Annotated in this window: 20 protein-coding genes; 13 read left to right on the top strand and 7 right to left on the bottom strand. The window is 49.1% G+C overall.

Annotated elements, in window-relative coordinates; translation table 11 throughout:
• Positions 1–8 precede the first annotated feature (8 nt).
• Together ACO0LD_RS05065 and smc are read right to left on the bottom strand one after the other, a co-directional pair.
• Positions 9–1091 carry a cell division protein ZipA C-terminal FtsZ-binding domain-containing protein gene (locus ACO0LD_RS05065; RefSeq protein ID WP_423004385.1) on the bottom strand — a complete coding sequence of 361 codons (1083 nt, stop codon included), beginning with the start codon at positions 1089–1091 and terminating at the stop codon, positions 9–11.
• On the bottom strand, positions 1088–4612 hold the full coding sequence (gene smc, locus ACO0LD_RS05060; RefSeq protein WP_423004383.1) for a chromosome segregation protein SMC: 3525 nt from the start codon (positions 4610–4612) through the stop codon (positions 1088–1090). The genes ACO0LD_RS05065 and smc overlap by 4 nt, the downstream gene beginning before the upstream one ends.
• Positions 4613–4915: 303 nt before the next feature.
• Here smc and dapC point away from each other — a divergent pair, with 303 nt between their 5' ends.
• From dapC to ACO0LD_RS05025, 7 genes are all read left to right on the top strand, one after another.
• Positions 4916–6148, top strand: coding sequence for a succinyldiaminopimelate transaminase (dapC, locus tag ACO0LD_RS05055; protein ID WP_423004381.1), 1233 nt, complete (start codon positions 4916–4918; stop codon positions 6146–6148).
• 73 nt (positions 6149–6221) lie between these two features.
• Positions 6222–7049 carry a 2,3,4,5-tetrahydropyridine-2,6-dicarboxylate N-succinyltransferase gene (gene dapD, locus ACO0LD_RS05050; protein WP_423004379.1) on the top strand — a complete coding sequence of 276 codons (828 nt, stop codon included), beginning with the start codon at positions 6222–6224 and terminating at the stop codon, positions 7047–7049.
• Between the two features lie 65 nt (positions 7050–7114).
• On the top strand, positions 7115–8257 hold the full coding sequence (locus ACO0LD_RS05045; protein WP_423004377.1) for a PilT/PilU family type 4a pilus ATPase: 1143 nt from the start codon (positions 7115–7117) through the stop codon (positions 8255–8257).
• A gap of 3 nt (positions 8258–8260) precedes the next feature.
• A complete protein-coding gene (locus ACO0LD_RS05040; protein ID WP_423004375.1) occupies positions 8261–8632 on the top strand; it encodes an ArsC family reductase in 372 nt (123 codons plus the stop codon).
• 2 nt (positions 8633–8634) lie between these two features.
• On the top strand, positions 8635–9762 hold the full coding sequence (gene dapE / locus ACO0LD_RS05035) for a succinyl-diaminopimelate desuccinylase (protein WP_423004373.1): 1128 nt from the start codon (positions 8635–8637) through the stop codon (positions 9760–9762).
• A 31-nt stretch (positions 9763–9793) separates the two neighbouring features.
• On the top strand, positions 9794–10696 hold the full coding sequence (gene prmB, locus ACO0LD_RS05030; RefSeq protein ID WP_423004371.1) for a 50S ribosomal protein L3 N(5)-glutamine methyltransferase: 903 nt from the start codon (positions 9794–9796) through the stop codon (positions 10694–10696).
• Positions 10697–10813: 117 nt separating this feature from the next.
• Positions 10814–12799 (top strand): ATP-binding cassette domain-containing protein, encoded by a 1986-nt coding sequence (locus tag ACO0LD_RS05025; protein WP_423004369.1) that lies wholly within the window; start codon positions 10814–10816, stop codon positions 12797–12799.
• A 43-nt stretch (positions 12800–12842) separates the two neighbouring features.
• On the opposite strand, the gene ACO0LD_RS05020 is transcribed toward ACO0LD_RS05025, so the two are convergent.
• A complete protein-coding gene (locus tag ACO0LD_RS05020) occupies positions 12843–13649 on the bottom strand; it encodes a zinc-dependent peptidase (RefSeq protein WP_423004367.1) in 807 nt (268 codons plus the stop codon).
• Between the two features lie 225 nt (positions 13650–13874).
• Between ACO0LD_RS05020 and ACO0LD_RS05015 the strand changes: the two genes are divergently transcribed.
• The 3 genes from ACO0LD_RS05015 (at position 13875) to ACO0LD_RS05005 (ending at position 15854) form a co-directional block, all read left to right on the top strand.
• Positions 13875–14426, top strand: a complete 552-nt coding sequence (locus tag ACO0LD_RS05015; RefSeq protein WP_423004365.1) for an NUDIX hydrolase — start codon at positions 13875–13877, stop codon at positions 14424–14426.
• Complete coding sequence (locus ACO0LD_RS05010) at positions 14423–14650, top strand: DUF6500 family protein (protein WP_423004363.1); 228 nt, start codon at positions 14423–14425, stop codon at positions 14648–14650. Before ACO0LD_RS05015 ends, ACO0LD_RS05010 begins: the two co-directional genes overlap by 4 nt.
• An 88-nt stretch (positions 14651–14738) precedes the next feature.
• Positions 14739–15854 carry an NADH:flavin oxidoreductase/NADH oxidase gene (locus tag ACO0LD_RS05005; RefSeq protein ID WP_423004361.1) on the top strand — a complete coding sequence of 372 codons (1116 nt, stop codon included), beginning with the start codon at positions 14739–14741 and terminating at the stop codon, positions 15852–15854.
• Positions 15855–15915: 61 nt separating this feature from the next.
• Here the strand turns inward: ACO0LD_RS05005 and ACO0LD_RS05000 are convergent, their stop codons facing one another.
• The 3 genes from ACO0LD_RS05000 to ACO0LD_RS04990 form a co-directional block, all read right to left on the bottom strand.
• Positions 15916–16386 (bottom strand): DUF1870 family protein, encoded by a 471-nt coding sequence (locus tag ACO0LD_RS05000; RefSeq protein ID WP_423004359.1) that lies wholly within the window; start codon positions 16384–16386, stop codon positions 15916–15918.
• A 48-nt stretch (positions 16387–16434) separates the two neighbouring features.
• Positions 16435–19104 (bottom strand): polysaccharide deacetylase family protein, encoded by a 2670-nt coding sequence (locus ACO0LD_RS04995; RefSeq protein WP_423004357.1) that lies wholly within the window; start codon positions 19102–19104, stop codon positions 16435–16437.
• Positions 19105–19215: 111 nt separating this feature from the next.
• Positions 19216–19908, bottom strand: a complete 693-nt coding sequence (locus tag ACO0LD_RS04990; protein WP_423004355.1) for a DNA alkylation repair protein — start codon at positions 19906–19908, stop codon at positions 19216–19218.
• Positions 19909–20094: 186 nt separating this feature from the next.
• On the opposite strand from ACO0LD_RS04990, the gene ACO0LD_RS04985 reads away from it, so the two are divergent.
• The 3 genes from ACO0LD_RS04985 to ACO0LD_RS04975 are packed head-to-tail and all read left to right on the top strand — an operon-like array spanning position 20095 to position 24006.
• On the top strand, positions 20095–22161 hold the full coding sequence (locus ACO0LD_RS04985) for a ferritin-like domain-containing protein (RefSeq protein WP_423004353.1): 2067 nt from the start codon (positions 20095–20097) through the stop codon (positions 22159–22161).
• Positions 22162–22204: 43 nt separating this feature from the next.
• Positions 22205–23119 (top strand): DUF692 domain-containing protein, encoded by a 915-nt coding sequence (locus ACO0LD_RS04980; RefSeq protein WP_423005027.1) that lies wholly within the window; start codon positions 22205–22207, stop codon positions 23117–23119.
• Positions 23116–24006 carry a putative DNA-binding domain-containing protein gene (locus ACO0LD_RS04975; protein WP_423004351.1) on the top strand — a complete coding sequence of 297 codons (891 nt, stop codon included), beginning with the start codon at positions 23116–23118 and terminating at the stop codon, positions 24004–24006. The genes ACO0LD_RS04980 and ACO0LD_RS04975 overlap by 4 nt, the downstream gene beginning before the upstream one ends.
• Positions 24007–24031: 25 nt before the next feature.
• Here the strand turns inward: ACO0LD_RS04975 and ACO0LD_RS04970 are convergent, their stop codons facing one another.
• Positions 24032–25975, bottom strand: coding sequence for an SPFH domain-containing protein (locus tag ACO0LD_RS04970; RefSeq protein WP_423004349.1), 1944 nt, complete (start codon positions 25973–25975; stop codon positions 24032–24034).
• Between the last annotated feature and the right edge of the window lie 50 nt (positions 25976–26025).

Genomic DNA, 26025 nt, shown 5'->3' with positions numbered 1-26025 from the left:
TACAATAATTAACTAAATAGTCGTTGCGCACGCAAGGAGCCCGCAGGAATCTGCGCCTCTGCCATTGCTGCATAAAATTCATGAACCTGGCCAGATATCTCATCGAGTGCCAGTTTGGAGATGGGCTGGTTACCATCATCGACTACAGTACCGCTAAGGCGGGTAGCCAATGAGCGTGCGCAGGCTGCCATGGCACCAAAACCATCCCGTGCAGGGGCAACACAAGGTACGTCCAGCAACAGGGTCAGGCGTGAGGTCATGGTTTCACTGACGCTGACATTGGTGGACAGAGTGAATAAGCTACCGCCGTCACCATCAGGCATCATCAAACGACCATCGGGACGCTGATCAAAGCCCATTTTCTCCAATGCTGCGAGTAAAGTATTCAAGGCCCATGGTGCGCCATTGGCAGCGATATTTACGCTTAACTGCGCATCATGCTCAGCCACGAATTGATGCAGTTCGCGGGAATTCACCATGACCTTATTCATGTCAGGGATATCAGGGTGCGCGCTCAGATTGTCAGCAATCGCCCGCAATTTCATGATGAATTCAGAATACTCCAATTCATTCAAAGGGCCATTACGACTGACCATTTGCACGCCGGCAAACAGGCAAGTATAAGCACCACCGACAGCAATCACGTCACGCTCGCCACTATGGCTTTGACCTATGAAATGCACAGGTTTTTTGCCCACATATTTAAGGTCAGCGATTTCTGCCAGGATTTTCTCGCCGCGTACCGGTGTTTCGAATTCCAGCGGAATTACGCAATCGATTAATTCATCGACTGGCAATTCTTTGTCCTGAACCGCTATCGGAGTCTCCATTTCATCGCTTACATCCGCATGCATGGGCGCATGGTGCTGCGGCACATCTTCGACTGGCTGCACATCACCATCCAGGCTAGGTTCATGCCGGACGATGGATTCAACGGGGGCATCAGGATTCATGAGGACATCATCATGTCCATCACCAAACGCATTTTCAACGGTTTTCTTGGCTTTGTATTCCTGCCATTTATTAAAAATAAGGACGCCGACTACCAGCGTTCCACCTATTGCTAACAAACTTATTTGTAGATCTGTCATGCCGCTTGAACCTCAGTAGCAAAATTGACGGCAGATTCCATATCTACCGCCACGATTCGTGAAACCCCCTGTTCTTGCATGGTGACACCAATCAATTGTTGTGCCATTTCCATCGCAATCTTGTTATGGGAGATAAATAAAAATTGTGTGTTTGCCGACATGCGTTTCACCATATTACAGAAACGCTCGGTATTTGAGTCATCCAGCGGCGCATCCACCTCATCGAGCAAACAGAAAGGCGCAGGATTCAACTGGAACATGGAGAATACCAGCGCCGTTGCTGTCAGGGCTTTTTCACCACCAGACAGTAAGTGAATAGTTGCATTCTTTTTGCCAGGAGGCTGCGCCATGACTTGCACGCCAGAATCCAGGATTTCATCGCCCGTCATGATCAGTTTCGCCTGACCACCGCCGAATAAAATCGGGAAAAGCTCAGCGAAATGATGATTCACCTTGTCAAAAGTGTCCTGCAACAAATCGCGTGTTTCAATATCAATCTTGTGGATTGCATCCTGCAAAGTCGTGATTGCCTCAGTCAGATCAGCATGCTGTGCATCCAGGAAAGTCTTGCGTTCAGTTGCCTGCGCCAGTTCGTCAAGGGCAGCCATATTCACGGCACCGAGTGCTGCAATCGCATTGGTCAGGCGGGTAACTTCGCCCTGCAAATAAGATGGTTTGAGATCATCATGCAGTTTTTGCGCCAGGACTTCTTCATCGACTTCAAAATTGCGTAATTGTTCCGAGAATTGTTCCTGGCTCAGACGTGCGGCCTGCTCTTTCAATTGCAATTCAACGATGCGGTCACGCTGAGGTTGCAGACTGCGTTCCACCTGCATTTTAGACTCTTCATGATGACGCAATTGCTGCGTTAACTGATCGAGTTCATGGCGAGCATTTGCCAAGGCCACTTCTTGCGAGCTACGGCGATCCAGTAAATCTTGCAGGCCCGCTTGTGCAGTCTGGTCATCCATTGATTCCAGTTCCAGTTGACCCTGCTGCATGCTGGCAAACAATTGTGCAGATTGCTCCAGTGCAGTCGCGATACTGCGGCGTAATTCTTCCATCTTGCTGCGATGGGATTTTTCTGCAAAGGCAGCTTCTTGCGCAGCCAGTTCAAGGTCGCGCAAACGCTGTCTGGCTTCATTCAGTTGCTGTTCTTTTTCCAGGTAAGCGGTCTGGCCTTCTTCATGGGTTTCCTGTAGCTCCGCCAAGTCCATATCCAGTTGCTCAAACTTTTGCTCAGACTCGGCACGGATTTGTTGCTGCTCAGCCTCTTGCGCAGCGATTTCTGCCAGGTCACTGCCTATCTGCGTGCTGCGCTGATTAAAGCGTTCCTGCACTTCAGACAGCTTCATGAATTCGATTTGCAGACTATGGGTAGTCTGTGTCAGGCTGCCCACGCGCTGGCGCAAGTCTTGCAATTGCTGCGTGGCCTGAGTGTAAGCAGATTCCGAACGCACGGCACGGGTCTTGGACTCGTCCGCCAACATGTGTTTGGCGCGGCATTGCTTGGTGATGTTTTCTATCTCTTGTTGACGTCCCAACACGCCATCTTGTTCAGAATCCGCAGCATAAAAACGTACACTGGAGCGGGCAATGACATGGCCCTGTTTGGTGATAAAACAGGCACCAGCTGGCAATTTAACCCTGTCCATGAAGGCAGAGGTAATATCTTCAGCTATATACACCTGATGTAACCAGTCCTGCATCAGGCCACGCAAACCTGCATCATTCAGTTGCAGCAAGTCGATGAAGGGTTTGAAGCCAGTCAGAGGTGAGACGGTTTCTGCCACTATCGTGGGAGCACACACAGCCAGTTTGGCAGGCGGTGCGTCACCAAAAAAGGCTTTGGCCCAGTCCAGGTTCGACATTTCCAGCGCTGCGGTACGTTCACGCAAAATAGATTCCAGCGCGGTTTCCCAACCAGCTTCGATATGCAGTTTTTGCCAGATTTTTGGCAAGCCACTCAATTCGTGTTTTTCCAGCCAAGGCTGTACCTTGCCTTGGCTTTGTACTTTTTCCTGCAATTGCTTCAGGGCCAGCAGGCGTGCTTCCAGTTGCGCATATTCTGCGCTGTCCTGGTTCACTTGCTGTTGTGCCTGTTTGCGCTCATCTTCCAGCAATGGCAAGCGCTCTTGCGCTTCTTCCAGTTGCATGGTGAGCTCTTCCAGCACCTGCTTTTTTTCTTCCAGCTGCATGGAGAGATTGTCCAGATGCGTCGTATCCGGCAATACCAGGCCCTGTTTTTCCTGCATCAGGCGTTCTCGCCTGGTTGTCAGGGTATTCAGGATATTTGACGCATTGCGCTGGTGGGCCGATTCCAGCTCTATCTGCTGCTGCATCTGCATGATCCTGGCGCGTGATTCTGTCGTCTTCAGTTGCGACTCACGCCATATTTGCTCCATCGCTGGCAGCTTGTCTTGCTGTTGCTGGCTGACTTCCAGTGCCTGCTCGGCGCGCATGGCCAACTCTTCGACATGGATTTCGCCTTCAGACAAATCATCCTGGAATTGGCGGCTCTGGTTTTGCCATTGATCGCGCTGTGCAGTAAGGGACTGCAATTGTGATTGCAAACGACTACGCGATTCAATGACGAATTTGATTTGCGCTTCCAGGCTGCCAATCTCGGCATTGGTCTGGTACAAATGACCTTGCGCCTGATGCATGCGGTCACCAACGGCATAATGAGCCTGGCGCATTTGTTCCAGCTCCAGCTCGACATGGCGCAGCTTGGCGGTTTGCTCTTCGAGGTCAGTCTGGGTTTTTTCTATCTCGGCAAAATGCTTCTTTTGCTCGTTTTCTGCTTCTTTTTTACGCAGCAACCACAGCAATTTTTGCTTTTCTTCCTGGTCAGTCTGCAATTCGCGGAATTTATTGGCAACAACTGCTTGAGCACCCAGCCTGTCCAAGTTGTTATTCAGTTCGCGCAAAATGTCTTCTACACGCACCAGGTTTTCATGGGTGTCGTGGATGCGATTTTCTGTCTCGCGGCGGCGCTCTTTGTAACGGGAAACACCGGCAGCTTCTTCGAGGAAAATCCTTAATTCCTCCGGGCGGGCTTCAATGATGCGCGAAATCATGCCCTGGCCGATAATCGCATAGGCGCGCGGCCCCAAGCCGGTACCAAGGAAAATATCCTGAATATCGCGGCGGCGTACTGGCTGCCCGTTGATGTAGTAAGTAGACGTGCCATCACGCGTCAAAGTACGCTTGACAGCAATCTCGCCGTATTGGCTCCACTGACCTGCGGCTTTGCCCATGCTGTTATCAAAAACCAACTCTACTGACGAGCGGCCAGCGGGTTTGCGATGGGTAGAACCGTTAAAGATAACGTCCTGCATGGATTCGCCGCGCAGCTCAGACGCTTTGGATTCACCCAAAACCCAGCGCACAGCATCAATAATATTGGATTTACCGCAACCATTAGGGCCGACAACGCCAACCAGTTGGCCAGGAACCTGAAAATGTGTGGGATCTACAAAAGATTTAAATCCCGCTAATTTAATAGAAGTTAATCGCACTTTATATAATTTTATTATCTTTTGCAGTCAAATCTACCGCGTATCGTATATATGCCAAGGCCATCAATGCCAGCCGCGTTCCTGTATCGCTGCATAATACCATCGTAAGAGCAAAATTTTCAGTTTTCAAACTTATGACACAATTTACATATTAATCAGTATTTCACGCAAGTACAGGTGAAAGCCTTTCTCTATAGAATCCTCAGGACGCTATAATACGCATTGCAAATAAAAAGCAGCAAATTCAAGCAGACCAGAGAAATAAGCTAAAAAGCCTGTTTAGCGTCGACAACAATTCGAAAAATGACATTTAATCCCTACCTCAGTAAGTTGCAGCCGTATCCGTTCGAGAAACTGAAGCGTCTGTTTGCCGATGTTGTGCCAAATTCCAAATTTCCAGCGATCAGCCTGGGTATAGGCGAACCCAAGCACCCTACTCCCGCTTTGATCAAGGATGCTATTGTCGACAATATGGCAGGTCTCGCGAGTTACCCTTCCACTGCTGGCTCGGATGCCTTACGCAACTCCATTTCTGCCTGGCTGGGACGTCGCTACAATATACCGCCGCTGGATGCAGCAACTCAAATTTTGCCCGTCATTGGTTCACGCGAAGCTCTGTTCGCCCTGGCGCAAACCGTCATAGACCCCAGCGCCTGCAAGAATGGGCCGCCATTAGTGGTATGCCCCAACCCTTTTTATCAGATTTACGAAGGCGCAGCCTATCTGGCCGGAGCTGAGCCTTACTTTGCCAATGCTGATCCTGAACGTAATTTTGCACCTGACTACAAAAGCATCCCCGAATCAGTCTGGCAGCGCGTACAACTGCTGTATATATGCTCGCCCGGCAACCCTACTGGCGCAGTATTGAACCTGGACGACTGGAAAGAGTTGTTTACCCTGTCAGACCGTTATGGTTTTGTTATTGCGGCAGATGAATGCTATTCCGAGATTTACTTTAAAGAAGAAGCGCCGCTGGGCAGCCTGCAAGCCGCACGCGCACTGGGAAGAAATGACTACCAGCGCCTGATTACCCTGTCCAGTCTGTCAAAAAGGTCGAACGTGCCTGGCATGCGTTCAGGTTTCGTAGCGGGCGATGCTGAAATCATCAAGAAATTCCTGCTATACCGGACTTATCATGGCAGCGCCATGAGCCCTAACATTCAGGCTGCCTCAATCGTGGCATGGAATGACGAAGTGCACGTACAAGAAAATCGCGACAAGTACATACGCAAATTTGCCCAGATCAACCCCATTCTGCAAGAAGTGCTGGACGTGAAACTGCCTGACGCTGCCTTTTACCTTTGGGCAAAAATTCCTGACGCCATGGGTTTGTCGGATACAGAATTCGCCCGCCGCCTGTACGAGGAATATAATGTAACAGTTCTGCCTGGTAGTTATCTGGCGCGCGAGGCACATGGCATCAACCCTGGGCAAAACCGCATACGCATGGCTTTAGTGGCTGAACCTGAAGAATGCCTGGAAGCAGCAAGAAGGATAGTCAGCTTTTGCAAGAATATTACGCCGACAGCAGTCTGACACTGCAGCCAAACAGCACAGACAAGATTATTTCGCTTTTTATTTTTTACATTTTCATTTGAAGACACTCAACATGACTCAACAATTACAGCAAATCATTGATCAAGCCTGGGAAGATCGCACAAATTTTTCGCCAAAATCTGCGCCTGCAGAAATCCGCGAAGCGGTTGCCCATGTATTGAGCGAACTTGATGCAGGCACCCTGCGCGTTGCGCAAAAAATTGATGGTAGCTGGCAAGTCAATCAATGGATCAAAAAAGCTGTATTGCTGTCCTTCCGCCTGGAAGACAATATCTGCATGCCTTCTGGCGACCATATGCAGTTCTTCGACAAAGTGCCGACCAAGTTCGCCAATTACACGGCTGAAGACTTCATAAAAGGCGGTTTCCGCGTGGTGCCACCAGCAGTTGCACGCCGTGGCAGCTTTATTGCCAAAAACGTAGTGCTGATGCCTTCTTATGTCAATATCGGTGCTTATGTGGATGAAGGTGCAATGGTTGATACCTGGGCGACAGTCGGTTCATGCGCACAAATTGGTAAAAATGTGCACTTGTCTGGCGGTGTTGGCATCGGTGGTGTATTGGAGCCTATGCAAGCCAACCCAACCATCATTGAAGACAATTGCTTCATCGGCGCCCGTTCAGAAATCGTTGAAGGCGTGATCGTTGAAGAAAATTCCGTGATTTCCATGGGCGTCTACATCGGCCAGTCCACAAAGATTTATGACCGTGCTACTGGCGAAGTCAGCTATGGCCGCGTACCTTCAGGTTCTGTTGTTGTTTCCGGCAATTTACCATCTGCCGATGGCAAATACAGCCTGTATTGCGCAGTGATTGTGAAACGTGTCGATGCACAGACGCGTTCCAAAACCAGCATCAATGAGTTGTTACGTGGCGCTTAATTTGCTATTTTTACGTCGTTTTTTGCATTATTCTTTTAATAATTAGCTCAGCTTAGGGAAACATCATGGCAGCGATGGAGAGGTTATTTCAACTGATGAAGGAAAAACAGGCTTCTGACATGTTTTTCGCGATGAATTCGCCCATACATTTGAAAATTAATGGCAATCTGCTCCCTATCAATCAGCAGAAGATGGATCAGGCAAACATCTTGTCACTTCTCAGTGAGGTAGTGGAGCCTGAGCACATGGAGGAACTGGAAGAAAAAAACGAACTGAATGTCGGTATTGGTGCGCCTGGCATAGGTCGCTTCCGCCTTTCGGCGTTCCGCCAACGTGGCTCCATATCCGCTGTCTTCCGTTATGTGCCTGGTGACATCCCCAAGCTTGATACCCTGCATTTGCCGCCGGTGCTTGCTGAGTTGATTATGGAAAAACGTGGTTTGATCTTGCTGGTTGGCTCTACCGGCTCAGGCAAATCAACCACGATAGCATCCATGCTGGATCACAGGAATGAAGTCAAGACCGGCCATATCCTGACGCTGGAAGACCCGATTGAATTCTTGTTCCGCAGCAAAAAATCCATCGTCAACCAGCGTGAAATTGGTAGCGATTCTGAAAGCCTGAAAACCGCACTGAAAAACTCGCTGCGCCAGGCACCTGACTGCATCTTGATCGGCGAGATCCGTGATCTCGAGACCATGATGGCGGCGATTGCCTATGCGCAATCCGGCCATCTGGTATTGGCGACCCTGCATGCAAATAATAGTTACCAGGCATTGAACCGCATCATCAGTTTCTTCCCTATGGAAACGCGTAGTGCATTGCTGCTGGATTTGTCGTCTTCCATACGCGCGATTATCTCGCAGCGCCTGATACGCGCTAAAGATGGCGGCCGTGCGCCTGCAGTCGAGATCATGCTCAATACTCGCTACGTGGCTGAATTGATAGAGCAAGGCGATATCTTCCAGATCAAGGAAGCGATTGAAAAAAGCTTGTCACCTGGTTCGCAAACCTTTGAACGCGCCCTCATGCATTTGATACGTGAAGGTTTGATCACGCAGGAAGAAGGTCTGGCCAATTCGGACTCTGCCAATAACTTGTTATGGTTGCTGAACAATGAAGCTGCAAGTGTTACCGCACCAAAACCAGAGCCTGAACCAGAAACCAAAGAAGAAGCTTCTTTCACAGAATTTACCCTGAACGTATAAAGTATGACGCGAAGCATTACCCTGTTTGGCATTCCAAACTGTGACACCGTTAAAAAAGCCCGTACCTGGTTGCAAGAACAGGAACTGGCTTTTGAATTCCATGACTTCAAAAAACAAGGCCTGAGCCGTGCGGCCATAGAAACATGGCTGGAACATCAGGGCCTGGATGTACTGATCAACCGCAAAGGCACAACCTGGCGCGCGCTCAGCGATGCAGAAAAAGCATCTGCTACAGATACTGAGCAGGCCATTGCACTCATGCTGGATAAACCATCTGTTATCAAACGCCCGGTACTGCTGATCAATAACGATGGCAAATCGCAAGTGAATGTCGGCTTTTCTGTGCCGCAGTACCAGTCCATTTTTCATAAGTAAACATGAGTAAAACACTTGCCCTGACCGAACAGCTGATTGCGCTGGATTCGGTCACACCTGAAGACAAAGGCTGCCAAAACACCTTGATCGCTCTGCTGGAACCCCTGGGCTTCCAGTGCGAAACCATACAATCTGGTGACGTAACCAATCTATGGGCCAGACGCGGTCAGACTCAACCTTTACTGGTGTTTGCCGGTCATACTGACGTTGTGCCTACTGGCCCAGTAACACAATGGCAGTCTGCACCATTTACACCTACTCACCGAGATGGCAAGTTGTATGGCCGTGGTGCGGCTGATATGAAAACTTCGATCGCCGCTTTTGTCGTGGCGACAGAAGAATTCATTGCTGAGCATCCAGATCATAAAGGCTCCATCGGTTTCCTCATCACCAGTGATGAAGAAGGCCCGGCTACGGATGGTACAGTTATCGTCTGCGAAAAGCTCAAGGCCCGGGGTGAGCAACTTGATTACTGCATTGTTGGCGAACCAACTTCCGTCGATAAATTGGGCGATACCATCAAGAATGGCCGTCGCGGCACCATGTCGGGCAAATTGATTGTGAAAGGTGTGCAAGGCCATATCGCTTATCCGCAACTGGCAAAAAACCCCATCCACCAGGCAGCACCTGCCATGGCTGAGCTGGTGGCTGAAGTCTGGGATGAGGGTAATGAGTATTACCTGCCGACATCCTGGCAAATGTCGAATATCCATGCTGGCACCGGTGCTTCTAATGTGATACCTGGTGAAGCGGTTATCGATTTCAATTTCCGTTTTTCGACTGCCAGCACAGCCGAGGGCTTGCAGCAGCGAGTGCATGCCATCCTCGACAAACATGGCCTGGAATATGATTTGAAATGGACAGTTGGCGGCCATCCTTTCCTTACACCCAAAGGCAGTCTCAGTGATGCATTGGGTGATGCCATACGTGTCGAAACAGGTATAGAGACAGAGCTTTCCACTACCGGTGGCACATCTGATGGCCGATTCATCGCCAAGATTTGCCCACAAGTTGTGGAATTTGGCCCACCGAATGCCAGCATCCATAAAATTGACGAACACATAGAGCTGCAATACATAGACCCGCTCAAGAACATTTATCGCCGCACTCTGGAAAACCTGCTGACTTAATCAGCTCACCACTGGCCGATACGGAAACAATATGACTACACCCGCTACCACCTTTTTGACCCTGCGCGATCTGCTGCGCTATGCCGTCACCCGTTTCAACAAAGAGAAACTGTTCTTTGGCCATGGCAGTGCCAATGCCCTGGATGAAGCAGCCTATTTGCTGCTGCATACCCTGCACCTGCCACTGGACAAGATAGAGCCTTTCCTTGATGCCCATTTATTGCCATCAGAAATAGACGCTGTATTGCGCGTGATTGACCGCCGTGCAGTCGATCGCGTACCTGCTTCCTACATCACCAATGAAGCCTGGCTCGGCACTTATAACTTCTATGTGGATGAACGCGTCATCGTGCCGCGCTCCTTCATCGCCGAACTGATACCCGAAAATTTTTCACCATGGGTGACAGACCCGGAAGCCATCAAAAACATCCTTGAACTGTGCACCGGCTCTGGCTGCCTGCCCATCATGCTGGCAGATATGTTCTCTGAAGCACATGTGGATGCAGTCGATATTTCCAAGGACGCGCTGGAAGTGGCAAAACGTAACGTGGCAACCTATGAATTGCAGGACCGTATTACCCTGATTGAGTCTGACCTGTACAGCAATGTACCGGATAAAAAATATGATCTGATCATTACCAACCCGCCGTACGTGAATTCCGGCTCCATGGCAAAACTGCCCAAGGAATACATGCACGAACCGCAAATCGCCCTGGCTGGTGGTGATGATGGCATGGACCTGGTGCGCAAGATAGTCGCAGGTGCCGCACAACGCCTGACTGAAGATGGTTTGCTGATGGTGGAAATTGGCAATGAACGTGCCTTTGCTGAAGCGGCCTTTCCTGAGCTGAACCTGACCTGGTTGAGTACCAGTGCCGGCGACGACATGGTATTTTTGGTAGAGGCTGACCAACTGAGCAATTTCACTGCATAAATCAGTGTAGCGCAGAGTAATCAGTGTAATAAGTACATTGAAGACGGGCAAAACCAGTTTTGCCCGTTTTTCCTTTTTTTTGCATCAACAATAGCATTACCCATTAATTAAGTTTATATGATACGTCTTCAACAAGTCGTCCTGGCGCGCGGCATCAAACCATTATTTGACAGCGTCGATGTGACGCTCAATCCCGGCGACAAGATAGGCTTGATCGGTTCCAACGGTGCAGGTAAATCCAGCCTGTTTGCCATGTTGCGTGGTGAATTGCATCCCGACCAGGGCAGCATCGATTTCCCAGCCAAATGGCAACTTGCCCACGTCGCTCAAGAAACGCCGCCGCTGGAACGCAGCGCCATCGATTACGCCATAGACGGCGACGTCGCCTTACGCAAACTGGAAGCGCAACTGGCCGAACTGGAGGCGCAGCCAGAAAGTCACGACAACGGTATTGCCATCGGCAATATGTATGGTGCGCTGGCCGATGCCGATGCATATACTGTGCGCCCACGCGCAGAACAATTGCTGCTGGGTCTGGGTTTCAAGATCAATGAACTGGAGCAATCAGTCGCCAGTTTTTCTGGTGGCTGGCGCATGCGCCTGAATCTGGCCCAAGCACTGATGTGCAAATCCGATTTACTGCTGCTCGATGAACCGACCAACCATCTGGACTTGGATGCCATCATCTGGCTGGAAGACTGGCTGAAGCGCTATGAAGGCACGCTGATCATTATCTCCCATGATCGCGATTTTCTTGATGGTGTGGTGAATGTCATCGTCCACATTGATGAGCGCAAGCTCAAGCGTTATGGTGGCAATTATTCCGGCTTTGAACGCCAGCGTGCGGCACAGCTGGAACTGGCGCAAGGCATGCTGGAGAAACAGACTCGCAAACGCGCCCATCTGCAATCCTTTATTGACCGCTTCAAGGCCAAGGCATCCAAAGCCAAGCAGGCACAAAGCCGTATCAAGGCTTTGGCGCGCATGGAAGAAATGGCACCTTTGCGTGCAGCGGCTGAATTCTCTTTTGAATTCCGCGAGCCACTGAGTGCGCCAAATCCCATGCTGGTGATGGAAGATGTTGATTGTGGCTACCGTATAGAATCAGAAACTGATCATAGTTTCAGCGAGAAAAAAATCGTAGGTGACGTCAAGTTCACGCTGCAAATCGGCCAGCGCATTGGCCTGCTGGGTGTGAATGGCGCGGGTAAATCCACGCTGATCAAAACCATCGTTGGGGATATCGCTCCTTTGAACGGCGTCATGCAAACCGGCAAGGGTTTGTCCATAGGCTATTTTGCCCAGCACCAGGTTGAAATGCTGCGCCATGACGAATCGCCGCTGTGGCATCTGGCGCATATTGCCCCCGATGTACGCGAGCAGGAATTGCGCAACTTCCTCGGCGGCTTCAACTTTCCTGGCACCATGGTGAGCAGCCCGATCAAGCCATTTTCTGGAGGTGAAAAAGCCCGCCTGGCACTGGCAATGATTGTCTGGCAACGCCCCAACCTCTTGCTGCTCGATGAACCAACCAACCATCTGGATCTGGAAACCCGCGAAGCGCTGACGGATGCCCTGGCGCAGTTTGAAGGTACGCTGGTCGTCGTTTCACATGACAGGCATTTGCTGCGCGCCACGACGGACCAGTTCATCATCGTTGCCGATGGCAAGCTGCAACCGTTTGATGGCGACCTGGACGACTACAAAGACTGGCTGTTCAAGAATAAACTGGAAAAAGCTGCCCCTTCCCTGCCAGAAAAAACCAAGGCACAGGAAGCAGCTTTGCCATTGGCAAAACCTATACCCGTCGCCAAGGTCGATGACAAGGAACAACGCAAACGCGACGCCGATGACCGCCTGCGCCTTGCCAATCTACGCAAACCTATAGAAACACGCATCAAACGCCTGGAGGAACAGATGGCCAAGTTGAACATCAAAAAGAAAGACATAGATGTACAACTTGAAGACGCTGATATCTATAACGATGCCAACAAGGAAAAGCTGAAAGCCTTGTTACTTGATCAGGCTTACGTCGTCAAGGAACTGGGGCAGATAGAAGCTGACTGGCTGGAACAGCAGGAATTTCTGGAAGCGGTAGAATAAAGCAAAGGGGCGCATACAGCGCCCCTTGTTTTTGGGATGAGGATTATACCCAGTCACATGGATCAACCTGGTAATAAGCCCGCAACTGATCGTACAAAGCAGGATGGTAGTGAGCAAGGTCGCGGCTTTTCTTGAAGAATGCCTCAGTCACGACAGCAAAAAATTCTGCCGGATTGGTTGCACCATAAGGATCAATAACGGTAGCAATATCATTGGCTATCGCCTGATGTAGTTGGGCATACTCTCTTTCCATCAGCGCAGACCATGCCTTATAAGCTGCTGCTGACTTCAAGGCTGGCGCACCATTGGTCGTTCCCGTTTCACTATCGAGCTGATGAGCAAATTCATGGATAACCACATCCTGCCCCCGCGCCTCATTGTCAGGATTATGCGCTGCCTGATCCCAGGCAAGTATGACCCTGCCATCACTCCATGATTCGCCACTGAGCCCCTGATTGGTATGCGTGACGATGCCGTCAGCATTCATTTGTGTTCTGGGTGCTACAAATGCCGATGGATATACCAGGACATGCGTGAGCTGCGGATACACATCTGATTCACGATTCAGCAACAGCAGGCAAGCCTTGCCAGCAATGGTCACCCTGATTTCATCCGTGATAGCCAAGCCACCGCAGCCGACAAAAGTTTTTTGATAGAGAAATTGACGTATGCGTTTCTTCAATTGCATTTGCAAATCAGTTGGCATGCGCGTGTATCCAGGCAGGTTTTTTCGCAAAATTTTAGAATAATTCAAGGGAAAAGCCTGGGATAAAACATGACGCAAGCGCAGCTTGGGCAAGACAACTATGCCAAGTACGAGTAAAACAATAATAACAAGTAACCATTCCATGTCGACAACCTAATCAGGATTGCGAATGTGATTTTCATCTAGCATCCGTTGATCAGATGCAAATGGGCGCGACGAAGTCAAACTCAATAGCAATTAATATAAAACTGCCTTACCCTTGAAAATCAGCTTATCAGATCACATGCATTAAATAATATGAATAAGATAATTTCGTGAGAAGATGCTAACTAAGCATTGATTTTTTCCTTCACAAGCTTGAATCTTAATATGAAGCCCTGGAAAACCATAAACTCAACAACACTGGTCAATGATGCCTGGTTAACACTGAGCGCAGATACATGCCAGCTCCCCAATGGACAAATAATCGAACCTTATTATGTGCTTCACGAATCTGACTGGGTGCATGTGTTTGCCCAGGCAGATGATGGCCGCATATTGACGGTAAAGCAGTTTCGTTATGGAGTAAAAAAGGTTTGCATAGAATTGCCCGGTGGCGTCATTGATGAAGGTGAGGCACCTCTCGTTGCCGCCCAAAGAGAACTATTGGAAGAAACAGGTTATAGCGCTACTCACTGGCAATCCCTTGGGGCCATGTACGCCAACCCAGCCCGTCAAACCAATACCATCCACTTGTTTTTTGCTACCGGGCTTAGGTTAAAAGGTGAGCAGCAACTGGATGTATCTGAAGATATAGAATTCGACTTTTTGGCTATTCCTGAAATACAGCAAAAAATAGAATTCAACGAGTTCTCTCAAGCGCTGCACATAGCCTCGTTTTACCGAGGGCGGCACGCATTAACCTTGAATACGAATAAATGATGAGAAGTAGTCTGAGAAAAAAGATCATAGAAGTATGCAATAACAAAATCGCGCAAAAAGGCAGCAATGTTGGCCTTTCCTTTTACGCCTTCTTTGCCAATAAAAACGATGACCCGCAAGTATTGATGGAAGCGGCCACATGGTGGATCATGGAAAACAAGTTTGATCACTTTGAAAAAGCAGTCAAAATCAAAGAAATAGTTGAGGCACTGGAAGCAAGCTGAAGAATCAGCTGCTCCCTGCAGCAAAAGAAAAGCGCAGGCATAATGAAGAAATCAGATTATTTCCTTCATTCAGGTATTTTTCAAAGACATGAGCGCTCTCTTCTCCCCCATCAAGCTTGGTTCGCTGAGTTTAAAAAATCGCGTCATCATTGCCCCCATGTGCCAGTACTCTGCGGAGGATGGCAAGGCGACTGACTGGCATCTGATTCATCTGGGTGGGCTTGCCTTGTCAGGTGCCGGGCTGTTGATACTGGAAGCCACAGCGGTTGAAGCCGTAGGGCGTATCTCTCCTGGTGACCTGGGTTTATGGTCAGATGAGACTGAAGCTGCGCTGGCTAAAGTATTGGCATCAATACGCCAGCATTCTGCCATGCCCATTGCCATACAGTTGGGCCATGCAGGACGCAAAGCGTCCAGCCAGGCCCCCTGGCATGGAGGTCAATTGATTGCACTGGAAGACGGTGGCTGGCAAATGGTTGCGCCCTCTGCCGTGCCGCATGCGCAAACTGAACGTGCGCCACTGGCACTGGACGACGTCGGCCTGCAACGCGTGAAACAGGCTTTTGTTGATGCAGCGGTACGCGCGCACCGCTTGGGTATTGATGCAATTGAGATACATGCAGCACATGGTTATTTGCTGCATCAGTTTTTGTCCCCCATTGCCAATCAGCGCGCAGATCAATATGGTGGTTCGGTTGAGAACCGTTTACGGTTTCCCCTGGAAGTATTTGATGCTGTCCGGGCAGCAGTTCCCAAAGACAGCATGGCAGTTGGCCTGCGCTTGTCAGCAACGGACTGGGTGGAAGGTGGTCTGGATATCTCGCAAAGCAAACTCTTTGTCCAGGAATTGCAGGAGCGCGGCTGTGACTTTATCCATGTTTCCAGTGGAGGGGTTTCACCGGAACAAAAGATTCCCTTGGGCCCTGGCTATCAGGTCCATTTGGCAGAAGAAATAAAACAGCATTGCGGCATACCAGTCATTGCAGTCGGCCTGATCACGGATGCACAACAGGCAGAAGATATTATTACGTCAGGCAAAGCAGATGCTATCGCCATCGCTCGTGGCATTTTGTATGACCCACATTGGCCCTGGCATGCAGCAGCACAATTGGGAGCGACCGTAGATGCGCCAAAGCAGTACTGGCGTTCACAACCACGTGATCAGAAAAACCTGTTTGGTGACACCCGCATAGGGCAAAGATAGTCAACAAACATGCACTGTGTGACGTATATCAAGGCTGTGCAATCACAGCCTTGATTTTTTATCAGGCAGGCACTTGCTCGTCTGCCCATTGATTGCGCATGGCGTCGCTATCAATACGACGACCCAGCCAGTTTTCAAAAGCGGGGCCATCAAACTGCACGACGTTGCAGTTTTCTACCGAGATCAGATGCGCTACCACAGACTGCTGCGGCCTCCACATGATTGATTCACGATAGGGCAAGGTGCACCAGTCTTCAAAGCTGTCGTACCATACAAGTGCTACCGGCTTTTTACTGACACCTGGCGGCATTTGCTGGTAGTAGGTTTTTATCGCTGCTTGCGTATCTGTAATTGCCTTCTTGCGGCACACCATGAGGTAATTAATCATGGATATCACATCTTGCGGTATCTGTTGCGTACCTGCCTCCCAGCTACTCCAACTGCGTAAGGTGACACCACCGATCAACTCTGCCGCTTCATGTTGGCTAAAATGCAGCAAACTGCGGATAGCCTTCAAAGTTACACCATTCATTTTTATCCCTTACTCAATTCTCGTTACCTGTGAATGCGCTCAAAAATATCAGTTCAATTTTTTCATAGCCTCTTTGACATAGTTGGCATTCGGACTATTTGGCGATAACTCCAGGAAGCTGGCATATGCTTTTTTAGCTTTTTCATTGTCATTCAAAAGCGCCCTGGCATCACCCAGATTCAAATAGGCGATTGAACGGGAAGGATCAATCTGCAAAGTATTTTCAAACCAGCGCGCAGCTTCTGCATATTTTTGCTGTTTGAAATAAACAAAACCCAGGTTGTTTGCTGCCAGACCAAAGTCAGGCCTATACTTTAAAGCCTCAGTGAACGCGGCTTCTGCCTGAGCATATTGCTTCTCTTTATATAATTGCAGCCCATGGTCATTGGCTCTTTGTGCCAGTTGCCTTGATGAACCATCCACCATTTTGGGTGCTGCGATTTTTTGCTCGCCGCCAGTCAGATTCTTGACTACGACAGGTGTATCGCCGCCTGCTTTAGCGGCTCCGTCCAGCTTATTATTAAGTGCAATGGCATCAGCAGACAACTGATTGGTTTTTGCATTCAGAAATTCACCTTCACCGCGTATTTCAAAAACAAATTCTCCGCCTTCAGAGCCAGGCAAACTCCCAAATGCAGGGGTTTGTTGCGATACGCTTGATACTGCGGGCGCAATATAGGCTGCCAACTCTGTCGCGGTGATCATGCCATCGCCATTCATGTCTGCTTTGCCACTCAGAGCCTGGAGCAAGGTCCATGTAAAGACAGAATGACCATTAGGTCCACCGTCAGCAACCAGTTGATCTGCACCACCTGCAGTCAGCATTTGTCGCCCCAGACGCTTCCCATTTTCACGCAAAAATGCGCTGGTGCCACCACCACGCGTCAGCCCCAGCCCGCTATAACAGGCATCCATGACAAACAGGATATGTTTGGCATTGAGGCTCTCGGCGATGTTCTGCAAATCTGTCATGGGGATGGCATCGACAGACAACTGCTCAGGGTCAGAATCAACAGGAATGATATAACCCAGGTTGCGGCCAGAACTCAGCTTCCTGGTTGCACCATGACCAGCAAAGAAGACGAATACCCTGTCGTCTTTTTTCAATTGCCCATGTCCCAGTTTTTCATGGAACAAGGCCAAAATATTATTGCGGGTTGCATCTGCATTGGTCAGTGTCAATACCTTGTCACCGGCAAAGCCCATGCGATTGATCAGGGTGTCACGGATAGCATTGGCATCTTGCACCGCATATTGCAGCTTGGGCCATTTTGGATAGTCATTGATGCCGATCACGATAGCCCAGCTATTTTGATAGTCAGTACTGATACTGACTTTTTCAGGCGTAGGCTTGCCACCTTTGGCGATCTTGAAGTCAGTGCCATCCCATGATGCAAAGCTATAGCCGTCAGCAATCAGTTTATCCAATACCAGTGGCAAGGCTTTTACCGTGCGTTCATGGATATCGTGGAAGAGGATGATGCCGCGCTGCTCTTTCTCCAAAGTGCCAAGCACCCGGCCAGCAATCGAATTGGGTACCGGGTCAGCCCAGTCCAGGGAATCAATATTCCACATGACTGAACGCAAGCCCAGCTTGTGCAGGATTTGCATGCCTTCCTTGTTTTTTGCGCCGTAAGGGAAACGAAACAAGGATGAACGTGCCGGGTCTATGGCCTTCAGCAATTTATCTGTCTGCTCAATCTCTGCATTCAGATTATCGCCGCTTTGTTTGGACAGCAAAGCATGGCTAAAGCTGTGATTGGCCAATACATGGCCTGCGCTCAACAGCTTCTTGCTGGTTGCGGCATTTTTATTCAGCGATTCTTTTCCCTGCGCATCAACGCTGCCGACGTTCTTGCCAACCTGGAAAAACACGCCTGGCACATTGTATTGCTTGAGTATCGCTGCAATTTCATCGGTATAAGTGGCATGTGGACCGTCGTCAAAAGTCAATACGACGGTTTTTGGTGGCAAGCCCTGACCGAAAATTTCCTTGTCTTTTTCATCGGCGGCTTCCGGTTTTTCGGGGTAAGGCAAGATGAAACCGTAATCCTTGAGGATTTGCTCGCGGTTATACAGCTTGCGCAGTTTGACAATGTAATCATCCCAGCGCTCACGTTTCAGTTCTATGGAGCGCGACTCAAAACGAGAGAAAATCTCTTTAAGTTCTTTGTCGTATTCTTTTTCGATTTCGCTTAGCGCATTCAAATCATCGCTGACACGCTTGTGCAGTTTAATCGATGGCAAAGTCTGCTCTGTAGCAATCAGTGTTTGCATCTTAAGCAAAACTTCGCGGAATGCGAGACGGTCTGCATCATATAAATCTTCACCAGATTCTATATAGGTCAGGATGGTGTCAAAACTGGCTTCACGTTTGGCATTGCTGAGTGATTTTAACTTACTGAAAAATACATCCAGATCATTGAGCCTGACAAGATTTTCATGGAACAAAGCCTGCCCTACCCGATTTGCTTCATTGCGCTCTTTGGCATTCAATTTTTTCTCGTCAGCCAGCAAGATGATGATTTTGCGATAGGCGACCAACAAGCCATTCAAGTCTTCTGGTAATTTGGCAGGATCAAATGCCTCTTTTTGCTCAGCCTGAGAGCTTACCGCTTTGCTCTCTGGAGACTGATTAGTTTTTTGTACGACAAAATAAGAAGCGATAGCCACGCCGACTACGGCGATGGCAGACAAGATAAGTTTTTGAGGTTTCATCAGGAGAAATGCAGACTGGCAATTAACAAACAACCGATATCATATTGCAAATGCCATGCAGCATGGTTGCTTAATGTGCTGCTGCGGAATGAACTGCAAAGTTTTTTGTAACTATTTCCCCAATTTCTCCAGGTTTTTAGCGGCTTCGCGGTAGCTCAGGCCAGAAAACAGGTTCTGGTTCTCTTGCAAAAATTCTCGAATGGCAGCAGGATCATGCCAAGCATAGTCACGTAATGCCCAGCCTATCGCTTTACGGATGAAAAACTCTTTTTCATCCGCTAGTGTCAGGGTATAAGTAAATAATCTGTCCACATCGGTCTGCTCGCGCCAGCCTAGCTGATGCAATAAAGCGATGCGCCTCACCCAAAAATCGGGATGTTCAAGTGCTTTATCCATGCCTGCTTGTATATCCCGGCTCGCCGTCAAATTTTGCCGCAATAGATCACCAACAATACCGGCCAGTCCATCGACAGTATCCCACCAGGATTTTTGCTGCGCCAGCACTAGCAATGCAGGTATGTCTGCCGGGCGTAAGCGTCGGTAATGCTTGGCCAGGATATCCACTGCCAGATACTGGTATTCTCGCTCTTCACAGGCCCACAAGCCAGTTGCGATCTGCAAAAGTTCGTCAGCATCAGCCGTCTTTAATTGGCGGAGAATGTCCGCACATGCCTTGCGCCTGTCAGGTGCGGGAATACCCAAAAATTCAAAACGGTTTTTCATATAGGCACGCATGGCCTGTGCCCTTACCGGGTCTGCAAGCGACGATAAGCCAAGCTGACATTGACTGATAATTTCTTTCATACCGATTGCTCCAAAAATTGTGAAGATGCCGCAAAAAAGCAAACAGCCTGAAAAGAATCAGGTGCGCTCAAATACTTTCAAGCACATATTCTTTTATGTTAAAGTCATTACGTTTTGTTCATTTTTTACTGCCGCATTTCGTCTGCACATCCCCCAATCATATCAAGCCAGCGCAGGAGTCGTCTCATGTTCGCAGCCATACCTGAAACACCGCAGCACGCCATCAAGAATCGTCCCTTATCAGAATTCAACACCGATGCCGCCGCCGTAAGGGCAATTGCTCAGGCAACTGTCAGCGTGGAATTGTTTACGATACCGCTGTACATGAACTCCATGTACTCGATCTATGGCACGCATCAAATCAATTCCAAGGGTAACAATTATTATAAAGGCCGCCAATGGCCAGGAATGGCGACCACGGCAAAAGCTGTTACAGCCAATGAGCGCGCATTCAATATCATCTTCAGCGTTTTCATCCAAGAGATGCTGCATTTGCAGATGGCTGCCAATATCGCCACCGCTATTGGCGTTGCCCCCAGCTTTACCAAAGATTCAGGTCTGCAAAGCAGTGAGCGTGGCTGGACTTGCTATGGTCCAGACAACTACACCATACCCTGCATTGTTGATCTCAGGGATACCAACAGCTACAAAGATGTCAGGGTCAATCTGGAATCACTGAATAAAAACCAGATAGAACTGTTTTTGGCAATCGAGCAGCCAGAAAAGCAGGCACGCGAAGAATTGCGCCACAACGCCGACAAGTATTTCCCGGATATACCTTTGGCGAACTGGAGTCCAGGCAAGGGCTTTGCTGACTTGCCGCTGTTTGGCACCATCGGCTATATGTATGAATGCTATGCCAAATACATCAGCATGGAATACACGGATGGTCAGACTTTGTGGCAAAAACTGTTTGATAACAATTCAGTGCAAAAAGACATGTTCAATGTCCACAGCACACCTAAACAGCCGAACGACAGTCATCCCCAAAAAGAATATCCGCAATTTGATACTTTGTTCAGCCCTGAAGATCTTGATGGCGGCATGGCCGCTTCGCAAAACAAGGCCATCGACATGATGTGTGCCATCACCGATCAGGGCGAAGGTAATTCTGCAGGGATCAAACACTACCGTCGTACTCAATTACTGCGTGCCGTTCAACCCGATTATCGCGAGTCCGACGACGCTCTGAAAGCAGATTATCCCGCATATGATGGTGACGGCAAATTAGATGAATCAAGAGATGCTGCAGCACGTTTCCATAGCGCGGCATTTGACCACTATGAACGCTTCCAGGATATCAGGAAAGACATGGAGCATTCTGGAAAAGGTACCTCTGATCATTTGCTGACTTGGGAACAATGGCATGCCGTTGCGGGCAATCAGTGGACCGCCGCCATGCTGACCAATAAGGATTACGATGCAGCGTCAGCACCACAAAATATCCCGACACCTGATGACGTCGCCGGGGCGCTGAACCGTCTGAAAAGCGAAGGCGCAAAAACCGTGCAGATGTTAAGCAGCGTATCTGCAGGTGCGATTTATGGTATCACCTCGGTACTGGATGAATACTGGACAAATAAGGACGCAGCTTTCCCTTATCCATCCATGGTCGGATCAGGTGACCGTATGTCGATTTGCTGGGCGATTACTGGTTGCTCACCGGACTTGTCAGTCAGCGTTCCACTACCAGACAAGAATATTTTGTATCACTCCTGCCAGGGTCTGGATTTCAACGCCAACAAAGTAACAGAATCCGAAGAGGCAATTAATCAATGCGCTGCAATTGCGGTTTATCACAGTTGCCGTGGATCAAATGGCTGCGAGGCCCAAGGTGGCTGTGGCTTTGCCCAGATAGACATGGTTGTTAAACCGGAAAAAGAACCGTTACTCATCGCAACTCCAGACCGCGGCTCACACGGTATTTGCGGCGCGCCGCCGGGCCCTCCACCTACCGGCACCTTATATAGCGCACCAAGCGATAACCGCTGCAGAACCTATGGCGGCTGTGCTGTGCCTATCTCTGCATCGCAACTGTTTCCCGCGAGCGGCACAATGACTTTGTATACTTTTGATGATGCGCCACCACATGCGGAGCATCTATTGAACAAGAACATCAAATTCAAGCAAGGTGACAGTGTTTTTGACACAGCTTGGGCGGCCTACAGCACGGTAATGACGACGCGCCACAAAAATCCTGGGGAAATGCCAAAACCCAATGACTTGCGCCTGGCTTTGCCACCATCAACCTGATGATATGGGCATGCCTTAGAAACACACTATGCAAACTATGAACATAGTACAGCCACGTCTGGGCCTGCCTAATCTAGGCCTGGGTGTTGGTCTGCGCAATACGCACTTTGAGCACATACTTCAACACGGAGCCGGAGTAGCCTGGTTTGAAGTGATTGCAGAAAACTTCATTGATAACCATGGTTATGCACGCCACGTTCTGGAACGAATAGCGCAAACCTGTCCTATCGTCATGCATGGTGTTTCGCTGTCGATAGGCAGTACAGATCCACTGGATTTCGACTATCTAAAAAAACTCAGGCAACTGGCAAAAGAACTGCAGCCAGTTTGGGTATCTGACCATTTGTGCTGGACAGGTGCCGCTGCAATGAATACCCATGATTTGCTGCCACTACCCTTGAATGAGGCCATGCTAGCGCATGTAGCTGAACGAGTACGCATAGTGCAGGATTTTCTGGAGCGTCCATTGATTATGGAAAATCCCAGTACCTATGTAGAGTTTGAACAGTCAAACATGGCGGAGGATGAATTTCTAAGTCGTTTAACCGAAAAAACTGGCTGTGGACTGCTGCTGGATGTCAATAATGTTTATGTGTCTGCCTACAATCACGGCTTTGATGCTGAACGTTATATACGCAACCTGCCTGCAGACCGCATCGTGCAAATTCATCTGGCGGGGCCAAGTCACTATGGTGACTATATGATAGATACGCATGATCAGCCTGTGCCAACACCAGTCTGGCACTTATATGCACTGGCGCAAGCCTTGACGGGTGGTGTTTCCACTCTGCTGGAATGGGATGCCAATATCCCTGACTATCCAGACTTACTGGCAGAACTGGACAAGGCACGATTGGTCATGACTGGTCGTTTTCCAGAGATGAAAATCAATGCTGCATCGGGTACGAGCATTTCTACGCCTGTGCATTTTCAACTGGAAGAACTCAGTACTTCATGAGCCAGCCTGCACCTGATCCATCGCTATCGCAATTACAGCACTGGTTTTTAACAGTGATGACTGCACCCGGCGGTCTGGCAAGAGGTTTATCGCTGGCACAGGAACATCTGGGATTGGAAGAGTCGAGCGTAATCAAGATCACGCCAGGTAAACAATCGCGCATGCACATTTATGCTAACGGCTATATCTTGCGCTTGCAAGAATGCCTGCAGGCGGATTTCCCGGTTCTACATCGTTTGATGGGCAATGAATTGTTTAATTTTTTTGCCCATAACTATATCTGGCGATACCCATCCCGCGCGCCGTCTCTGTATGATTTAGGTGCTGGCTTTGCCAACTTCCTGCTGGAGAGCCAGCCCAAAAATACAGAGGATTTAAAGGCTGGCGAAGCAGACCTGCTACTGCAGTTTCCGGTAGAGATGGCGAGACTGGAACGGGCGTTTACCGAGGTAATACGGGCACCTGGACTGGAGAATAACCGTAATATCAAAACCCACAATGCGTTTGATCTGCTGATGGGTTCACATGCAGACATCCATATCCCGGCCTGCGTACGGCTACTGAAAGCCAGTTTTCCTTTACTGAAGTACTGGGAACAGGCTAAACACGCACCTGCTGATCAAGATTTACCAGCACCACCAAATCCTGAAACCAGCCATCTGGCATTTACCCGCCTGAATTATCGAGTACAACTGATCAGCCTGCTTCCCTGGCAATATCATTTTTTACAGGCTGCTTATCACAATCCTGATCTTCACCAATGTGCAGTAGATGCTTCCAAAGAGACCGGACTGGACCTTCACGCACTACTGGCAGATATTTGCCTGTGGCAGCCACAAGCTCAAGCGCTTGGTCTGCTGACCACAGAAGAAGTGACTTTGACCTGATCAAAGCCACCTCTCAAATACAAGATTAACTGGCATTAATAATTGCTGTCTTGCCCTCTCCTTTATTCAACAGGTCTTTTGCAGCCAGTGCCAGGAAAGCATCTACGGCTGAACTGCTGCCATTGCCACCGGTCTGTATGCTGGGCACCATGGCGATATGGCCTTTCTCTATCGCTTCAGCAAAACGCAGCAAGACTGTTTGCTGGAATTGCAGTTCAGGGCCACCATAAGCTTCGACGTTCAACTCAGTCGCCTTCGCCTGCGCCTCGCCGATTTGCTGGATTTGATAAGCCTCGGCATTGGCCAGGGTGCGTTTGGCATCAGCTGCACCAGAAGCAACCTGACGCGCTTCCTCAGCTGCCTTGATCGCTTTTTGCACGGCTGCACTACCCTGATTTTCTGCAATCTTGACGGCCAATTCTGATTCAGTAATGGCTGTTTGCTGTTTTGCCCTGGCTTCTGCTTCGCGCAAGATACGCTCTTGCACTGCTGCGGTTTCCTTGGTTTTATAGGTTTCCAGTTGCTCTCTCGATACCTGGCGCTCACGCAATTGTTTCAGGATCACTTCGATCTGGGTGTCACCATTCTTGGCGCGCGGCGTGCCTATCAAGACTTCATTCAAGGTAAGGTTATAGCCTTCAAAATTCTTGCGCATTTCTGCTTTGGCGCGCTCCTGTATGTCTGAGCGTTCCTGCAGTAATTCAATGAGGGTCTTGCCCTGGCCTATGTTCTTGAAGTACGCTGCCACCATGGGGTCCAGGGTCTGCTCTACCAGCTTCTGGATATCGCCAAACCTTTGTATGACCAGCGGTGCCATTTTATAGTCGATATTGACGACTACCGATAAAGGCAAGTCCGGCTCGAACGCATCTTTGGTGATAAGGGATACTTCGCTCAGGTGTTTGTCCAGTTCATGCGAACCAACCTGGCCTGATTGCCATTTCAAAATGAAGTTGGTGGTTGGCACATCAATGACACGTTTGGCATAAGGATTCAGCGCATACTTGCCAGGCAACAATGGGGTTACCTGTACGCCTTTTTCATCGCTACTGACCAGTTCACCGTGGCGGTAAGCATCACCTGTGACGTCATTACCTGCTTTGCCTGTATAAGACACGACAACACCGACATAACCAACTGGCACTACACGTTTCTCAACTATCTCATAACTGGCGAAACGTGCGTTCAGATAATAAGTGCCTTCGACCAGGACTTGTAATTGACGTCCCTTGTAACCACCGGCATCTATGAATACTTCCGGGTTCTGGAAATCATGATGATAGCTGCGCTCTTGATGCGGATCTGCACCAACTACTGGAGCAACAATCGTTCCCTCAGGCAAAGACTGACCTTCATGTGTGGTAATCACCGCCAGTTTATCGTCCCGTATGACCAAGGGAAGAAAACCATTACGCAAACGCAGTTCATCCAGCATTTCAGCCAATTGCCCGACGACGATACCATCGTTACTGATATTGCCATCACCAGGCAAAGGCAAGGCGTACACGCGTTCGGCAGTCAGCACCACGAATTGCGCGAGGTTGATGGCATAAGTACCTTCACGCAGTATCTTGCGTTGCAAACCTTTTTGACCAGCATTAGTCAGAAAGCTACGAACATCAGTAAAATCATTGGCCTCCTTATTACAAGCAAGATTTTGAGTTGGTGCCATGGCTTGTCCATCGCGGGCAAATACATAAGCCAGCGTACCCTGTTGTATCGTCACCAGGTCATGTCTGTGGATGGAATATTGAAATGGGAAAAACATATGGAAACCACCGCGCAAAACTTCAGGCTGGAAACCAGCTTCGCCATTCAGTGCAATGAATCCATGCTGCACCGAACCACTTGTTGACCATTTTTTTTCGACGATACCAATTTTCTCATTGGAGATATACACCAATACATTACTGCTATACAACAGCAAAATAATGACAGCAACAACGACTGCCAAAATAATTTCAAACATACTTAGCCTCTTTTAAAGTCCCAGTTTTTCGGAAATGCAGCAGCTCTGCT

Origin of the sequence: Undibacterium sp. Ji83W (genome assembly GCF_049340385.1) — a bacterium.
Classification (GTDB): Bacteria; Pseudomonadota; Gammaproteobacteria; order Burkholderiales; family Burkholderiaceae_D; genus Undibacterium.
Note: the sequence above shows the minus strand (reverse complement) of the source record. Positions and strands in the feature narration are given on the sequence as shown.